Source organism: Collinsella sp. AM24-1, assembly GCF_003470325.1.
Classification (GTDB): domain Bacteria; phylum Actinomycetota; class Coriobacteriia; order Coriobacteriales; family Coriobacteriaceae; genus Collinsella.
In genome coordinates this window covers 23,862-30,562 of record NZ_QRHM01000025.1, presented here as the reverse complement: position 1 = coordinate 30,562, position 6,701 = coordinate 23,862, and the positions used below count along the sequence as shown (strand labels likewise).

General features: G+C 58.8%; 7 protein-coding genes. 4 read left to right on the top strand and 3 right to left on the bottom strand.

Annotated elements, in window-relative coordinates:
* Window positions 1–268 precede the first annotated feature (268 nt).
* Window positions 269–892, bottom strand: a complete 624-nt coding sequence (locus DW661_RS08695) for a DUF47 domain-containing protein (protein ID WP_117640319.1) — start codon at window positions 890–892, stop codon at window positions 269–271.
* A gap of 67 nt (window positions 893–959) precedes the next feature.
* A complete protein-coding gene (locus tag DW661_RS08690) occupies window positions 960–2,009 on the bottom strand; it encodes an inorganic phosphate transporter (protein WP_117640318.1) in 1,050 nt (349 codons plus the stop codon).
* 250 nt (window positions 2,010–2,259) lie between these two features.
* On the opposite strand from DW661_RS08690, the gene DW661_RS08685 reads away from it, so the two are divergent.
* The 4 genes from DW661_RS08685 (at window position 2,260) to DW661_RS08670 (ending at window position 5,384) form a co-directional block, all read left to right on the top strand.
* A complete protein-coding gene (locus DW661_RS08685) occupies window positions 2,260–2,598 on the top strand; it encodes a hypothetical protein (RefSeq protein ID WP_117640317.1) in 339 nt (112 codons plus the stop codon).
* A gap of 84 nt (window positions 2,599–2,682) precedes the next feature.
* On the top strand, window positions 2,683–3,378 hold the full coding sequence (locus DW661_RS08680) for a Bax inhibitor-1 family protein (protein ID WP_117640316.1): 696 nt from the start codon (window positions 2,683–2,685) through the stop codon (window positions 3,376–3,378).
* A gap of 137 nt (window positions 3,379–3,515) precedes the next feature.
* Window positions 3,516–4,646 (top strand): TIGR02452 family protein, encoded by a 1,131-nt coding sequence (locus DW661_RS08675; RefSeq protein WP_118935367.1) that lies wholly within the window; start codon window positions 3,516–3,518, stop codon window positions 4,644–4,646.
* Between the two features lie 78 nt (window positions 4,647–4,724).
* Window positions 4,725–5,384 carry a GDSL-type esterase/lipase family protein gene (locus DW661_RS08670; RefSeq protein WP_117640314.1) on the top strand — a complete coding sequence of 220 codons (660 nt, stop codon included), beginning with the start codon at window positions 4,725–4,727 and terminating at the stop codon, window positions 5,382–5,384.
* 340 nt (window positions 5,385–5,724) lie between these two features.
* On the opposite strand, the gene thiD is transcribed toward DW661_RS08670, so the two are convergent.
* Window positions 5,725–6,555 (bottom strand): bifunctional hydroxymethylpyrimidine kinase/phosphomethylpyrimidine kinase, encoded by an 831-nt coding sequence (gene thiD, locus DW661_RS08665; protein WP_117640313.1) that lies wholly within the window; start codon window positions 6,553–6,555, stop codon window positions 5,725–5,727.
* Window positions 6,556–6,701 lie beyond the last annotated feature (146 nt).

Genomic DNA, 6,701 nt, shown 5'->3' with positions numbered 1-6,701 from the left:
CCGGACCGCCCCGCGGTCCAACTTTCTGTCCGCACCCCCAAGCAGCAATCAGCCAAACGCTCATCAAGGGCCAAAGTGTCCGAACGAGTACCAAAGGTCCCTTCAGCCAAACCCCCATTGCGCTAAACCTATCAGCCAAAGTTCCCAATGGTGGTGCATAAGGGAGCGGGCCCGGCCACTAATAACCTTTTGAACGACTCTGCTTGCAGCCGGAGTGAAAAAGGTTATTAGTGGCCGGGCCCGCGACCGGTGGGACATGTACCCCCAATTAACTGTTCTTCATGACAATCGAATCCACGACATCGGCCACATTCTCGCAGCAGTCGGCACAGTACTCCAGGAATGCGTAGACGTCACGCCAGGCGATGACCTCGAGCGGGTCCTTGCCGTTAACGTGCAGGTTACGCATGGCGTTGATATAGAGCTCGTCAGCCTCGGACTCGATGGTGTTGATCTGGATGACGAGTTCGCGCAGAGTCTTGGACTTGCGGTAGTTGGGAAGCTCGACCATAAGGTCCTTCATGGCGCAGCAGGCGTCGGTCACCTTGTGGGCGATCACGATGGCATCGGGATGGATGCTCTGGATGTTGGTGAAGTAGACGCGCTGCACGACGCCCTCGATGCGGTCGAGCACGGTGTCGAGCGAGCAGCTCATCAGGTCCAGATCCTCGCGCTCAAGCGGGGTGATAAAGGCGGTGAGCAGGGCGTCCTCAAGCTCATGGTGCTTCTTGTCGGCCGCATGCTCGATCGCATGCATCTTGTCGAGCATATCGTGAATCTTTGCGGGATCGAAGTTCTCGAAAATCTTGGTAAGCAGCTCGGCGGCCTGGACGGCGAGGTCGGCGCAGGCGACGTAGTTGTCAAAGTAGAACGAATCGGGTTTCTTTGCCATGAGTGGGTCCTTTCGAGGCGAAGACGGGTGGGCGAGGTGTTACGGTCCGGATGGACGTTCGGTTTGACTAGATGAACATCATGAACAGCTTGGCCATGACAAAGCTGATGAGTCCGCAGGCGGGGAAGGTGAAGAACCAGGTGAACATCATGTCCTTGACGACGCCGAAGTTGATGGCCGAGAGGCGTTTGACGGCACCGACGCCCATGATGGCGCAGGTCTTGATGTGCGTGGAGGACACGGGGATGCCGGTAAGGGTGGCAAGCAGCAGGTTCGCGGCGCCCGCCAGGTCGGCGGAGAAGCCCTGGTACTTTTCGAGCTTGACCATGCTCTGGCCAACGGACTTGATGATGCGCTCGCCGCCCACGCTGGTGCCGATGCCCATGGTGGCCGAGCATAGCAGCATAATCCAGATGGGGATGCCTGCATCGCCGACGCTCGTCTGGCCGCTGGCAAAGGCCACGCCTAAAAAGAGCACGCCGATGAACTTCTGTCCATCCTGCGCGCCGTGCATGAAGCTCATGGCCGCGGCACTCGCGATCTGAGCGTATTTAAAGAAGACGTTGGCACGTCGCCTGTTGGCGGCGGCGAAAAGAATCGAGACGAGCTTGCACAGGACCCAGCCCATGACAAAGCCCAGGCCGATGGAGAGCGCCAGGCCGTAGATGACCTTCATCCACTCGTGGACGTTGACGCTGCTCGCGCCGCCGAGGGCGATAGCGGCACCGGTCAGGCCGGCGATAAGGCTGTGGCTTTGCGAGGTGGGGATGCCAAAACGCGATGCCGTGGCGCCGTAGACGACGATGGAGAAGAGCGCCGCGCACAGGCAGGCGAGCGCCATGGTGCTGTTTCCGCCAAAGTCAACGATATGCGAGATGGTATTGGCGACGCTCGCGTTAAAGTGCGTCATGATGAGCACGCCGAGGAAGTTGAATGCGGCGCTCATGAGAATGGCGGCGCGGGCGGGCATGCAACGCGTAGTGACGCAGGTCGCGATGGCGTTGGGCGCGTCGGTCCATCCGTTGACGAAGATGGCGCCCAACGCGAGGATCACGGTGACGGCAAGGACTGGGTTCGACACAATTTGGCCGAGGAAGGTTGAGAACGTTACGTCCATATATGGGCTTTCTCGAAGTTTGCAGACACGTTACAAAAACATGATAAATCGTATCACCTCCTGCGGGTTTCTTTGCCGAGTTCTGATGGGAGAAGTAATTTTTTGGCACTAAAATTGAATATTAGCCCTGTTGACCGTGGGTGTTCTTTTTGCTATCACGCCATGCGGACACGCGCGATTGCTACGACACTCCAAAAACCACAGTCTGTTCGCTTTACAACATGCAAACATGCGTTCGATAATAGGGGGCATGGAATATCGACAGACAGATGGCAAAACTCGACGCGTGCACAAGCAGTATGTGGACGTCGTGGCTCGCATCCTCGCGGGCGGACAGGTTGTGCCGGTCACCGTCTGCTGGGTCGACGGTCGTTGCTTTACGATTGACGAGATTGTCTCGACCACTGGGTTTGGCCTGACGGTTCACGGCATTCGTACGGCAACCTATAGGGTCCGTTTTGGCGGTCATGCGACCGAGTTGTATCTGGAGGACCAGACGCGCGAACGACCAGATGGCTCGCAGGCCCATCTGATGCGTTGGTGGGTGTGGGCATTCGACCGTACGCTCGAGGGCGAGCGCCGTGGGTAAGGACGTACGGCATTCGGGTACAATGACAGGAATCTTGTCAGCTACTGCGCCGTTATTTGTGGCGCTTTTTGAAAGGACGAACCTATGAACGATATCCAGGGCTATCAGAACGGCCCCGTCGAGACCGGCGCAAGCCGCGCCAAGGAGATGTCGCCGCGCGCGTACAATCTCGCCATGTCTGCCCTGATCTTCTTGGGCTTTTGCGCCATGGGCGCCGGCGCCTACTTTACGAGCACCATGTCGTTTGCGCGCATGATGATGAGCGGCGCCGCCTTGCCGCTGGTCTTTGGCTCGTTTATTTTGACCATCGTCGGCATGGTCATGATGTCGGCCGCCGCCAGCAAGCAGTCCGTGGGCTTGTCCCTTGTGGGCTACGTAATCTTTGCGAGTACCTTTGGCCTGACCGCGTCGTTTGGCCTTGCCAACTACGACCTGCCCACCATCAACACTGCCTTTATCGCCACGGCCGCTATCACCTTTGTCTTTGGCGCTTTGGGCGTGACGTTCCCCAAGTTTTTCCAGCGCGTATATGGCATCGGTTTTGGCATTCTGCTCGCCACTATTCTGGTTGAGATCGTGCTGATGTTCATGGGCGTCTCGCAGACCATCACCGATCTGATCGTGATCGTGGTGTTCGCCGGCTTTATTGGCTACGACACCTATGTTGCCACGACGGTGCCGCCTACGCTGCCCAACGCCGTGCTCATGGCGTCCAATCTGTTCGTGGACATTATCAACGTGTTCCTGCGCATCCTGAACATCCTTGGCCGTCGCGATTAGCGGCGAATTGCGGCGGTGCTTGCCGTGCGTGCAAATCGATGCGAAAGGCGGTCCTTCGGGGCCGTCTTTTTTGTACGCGGCGGGGTATCATGGATGGGAAAAGCCGATAGCGGCAGCGACAGGAAAGGTGGCCACGTATGGCAGACGTCGACAACAGGAACCGTAACCGCAGGTCCAACCGAGCGGGTCAGCCCAATCCCAAGCGCGAGGCCCGTGCTAAGGCCGCCGAGCGTCACGTGGCAACTGTGTCCGAAGCGTGCGCCAAGGATATCGAGCGTTCGCTTGCCGGTGTTCGCGAGTTTGACGGTATGCCTGCCGGCTTTGTCGCGGCGATGAAGGCCAAGGCCCAAGCGGCTGCGGCTGCCGAGGAGCCGGTTGCCGAGGAGTCTGAGTCCGTCGAGGTCGAGGCCGCTGAGGTTGCGTCCGTCGAGACCGAGGTCACGGACGAGTCTGCGCCTGCCGAGAAACCCGCAGAGAACGAGTCCGCGCCTGCCGAGGAGCCCGCTCCGACCCTGCCCGAGGTCACCGTGCTTGATGCCTCCGCCACGCAGGCCATTCTGGACAACGGCCGTGGCTATGCGCAGTTCTGCGACATGGCAGTGCTCGCCTTTGCCTCGTTCACCAACCCGGGTGGCGGCTACATCCAGGGCTATCTGGGCCAGGAGGCTACGCTCTGCGCCGATTCGTATCTGTACAACGTGCTCGACAAGCAGCGCAAGTGGTATGGCGAGAACCGTCGCCGCAATATCAACTGCGAGCTCTACCGCAACCGTGCGCTGGTAGTGCCTGCGGTGCGTTTTGACCGCAACCACGTGCATGCGTATGCCGATGTGATCGTGGCCGCCGCGCCCAATGCCAAGCGCGCACGCCAGGAGTACCGCGTGAGCGACGATGCGCTGCTGGACGCGCTGCGCGACCGTATCCGCTTTGTGCTCGCCATCTGCGATGAGCTTGGCCGCGAGAAGCTCGTACTGGGCGCTTGGGGCTGCGACAACAACGGTTTTGATGCCGAGGCCGTGGCCGAGATTTTCCGCAAGGAGCTCGCATCGGGCGACTTCAAGGTCAAGCAAGTCTTCTTTGCCGTGCCTTCTACGCGCTGGGATGAGGATTTTGCCAAGTTCGAGCACGTGCTGGCAAACTTCCCCGAGCGCAACGAGGAGTCCTATGCCCAGGTTGCCGCTCGCGCTGCGGCAGCTCGCGCCGCCGAGCAGGCCCAGGCTGCTACCGAGGATGATGAGGACGAGGACGATTGGCGCAAGTACCTGTAATCGGTACGTGCTGACAGATAGGTCGAGCCGACGGGAGAGGCTGCTTCCGTCGGCTTTTTACTGAGCGAGGGGCTTACGATGAAAAACGTTCTATGCTTTGGCGACAGCAACACCTATGGTTACGATCCGGCGGGCATGCGCGACGGCACCGCGGTGCGCTATGCGCAGGATGTGCGCTGGTGCGGCGTGGCCCAACGTGACTTAGGCGAGGGCTGGCATGTAATTGAAGAAGGCCTCAACGGCCGCACGACGGTACGCGACGACATGTGCCATCTGGACACCAATCTTAACGGCATCCGCGCACTTCCGATGCTGCTCGAGGCCCATAAGCCGCTGGACGCCATTGTGATCATGCTGGGCACCAACGACTGTAAGACGGTCTTTGGCGTGACAGCTTCCGATATCGCCCGTGGTGCCATGGCGTTGATTCGCGCCGTCCGTGCGTTTGCCTGGACCGATGCCGCGCCCTGCCCACGGATTCTGCTGATGGCACCTATCAAGATTAAGCCGCAGATCGCCGATGTATATATGACCGACTTTGACGAGCATTCCGTAGAAGCCTCGGAACATTTTGGTGAGTACTACGCGCATGTGGCTGAGCAGTTTGGCTGCGACTTTTTGAATGCCGCCGATTATGCCGAGCCGGGCGATATCGACTATCTGCATATGATGCCCGAAAGCCACGAGAGCTTGGGACATGCCGTGGCAGCCAAGCTCCAAGAGATGCTCGGTGAGTAGCGCGAGCCCAAGCCACCGCAAAGGTGCCTGCCCCCTTTGCGGTGGTTTTGGATCGTTTGTTTGTCTTGATCTGTAACAGTTGTAAGGTCGAAAACGGGCTAGATGTTACAGATTGAGATTATTTAGGTCGATATCGGTCGTTTGTCTCGATCTGTAACATCTAGGGTCGATTTTGCCGAGTTACTGTTACAGATTGAGATTATCTTCTCAGCGGAATTTGAATGTCTCGATCTGTAACAGGTGGGCCGAAAAATGGGCTCTAACTGTTACAGATCGAGATGTTTGTGGGAGCCACCGCAAAGGTGCCTGCCCCCTTTGCGGTGGCTCTGGGCTGTGAATCTTAATACTGCCACATGTGGTTGACGGGGCCGGAACCTTTGCCCATGTCAAAGCCAGCGGCGAGAGCGCCGGTCAGGTAGGCCTTGCCGGCGTTGATGGCGTCGGCAAGTTCCATGCCCTGGGCCAGCGCGCAAGCGATGGCGGATGAGAGCGTACAGCCGGTGCCGTGCGTGTTGCTGGTCTCAATGCGCTTGTGGCGAAACCACGTAGTGAGCGGATCGCCCAGATGGTTGCCCTCGTCATCGAGTGGCGCGGGCTCGGCCAATACATCGTTAGCCTCGTTGACAAGATGCCCACCCTTAACGAGGGATGCGCAACCAAAGCGGCGGGTGAGGAGCATGGCAGCATTTTGCTGTGTGCGCTCGGAGTCGACCTCGTAGTCAAGCAGGGCCATGGCCTCGGGAATATTGGGCGTGATGACGGTTGCTAGTGGGAACAGGCGGCGGGTGAGTGCCTCGGAGGCATCCTCGGCAATCAAGCGCGCGCCCGAGGTGGCGACCATGACGGGGTCGACGACCACGTTCGTTGCGTTCCAGGCGCTCAAGCGGTCGGCGATGACTTCGATAATCTCGACAGAAGAAACCATGCCGATCTTGACGGCGCTTGGGCGGATATCGTCAAAGACAGCGTCAATTTGCGCGGCTACGATATCTGGCGAGATATCCTGCACGGCGGTGACGCCCAGTGTGTTTTGCGCTGTAATGGCGGTTATGGCCGTCTCGGCATACAGGCGGTGCGCCGTGATGGTCTTGATGTCGGCCTGAATGCCGGCACCGCCGCTGGAATCGGATCCCGCGATGGATAGAACGGCGGGTACCTTACTGCGATCCATGCTCACTCCCTTGTCCGGTCGGATTCAAATGGGTCTTTAAGTCTGCATTATAAAGATGCCCGGGCCGGCTGTATTCCGAACCCGGGCGGGCGATGCAATCTTTACGCAAATGTAAGCAAATGTTCACATGTCAACAATTGACGAAC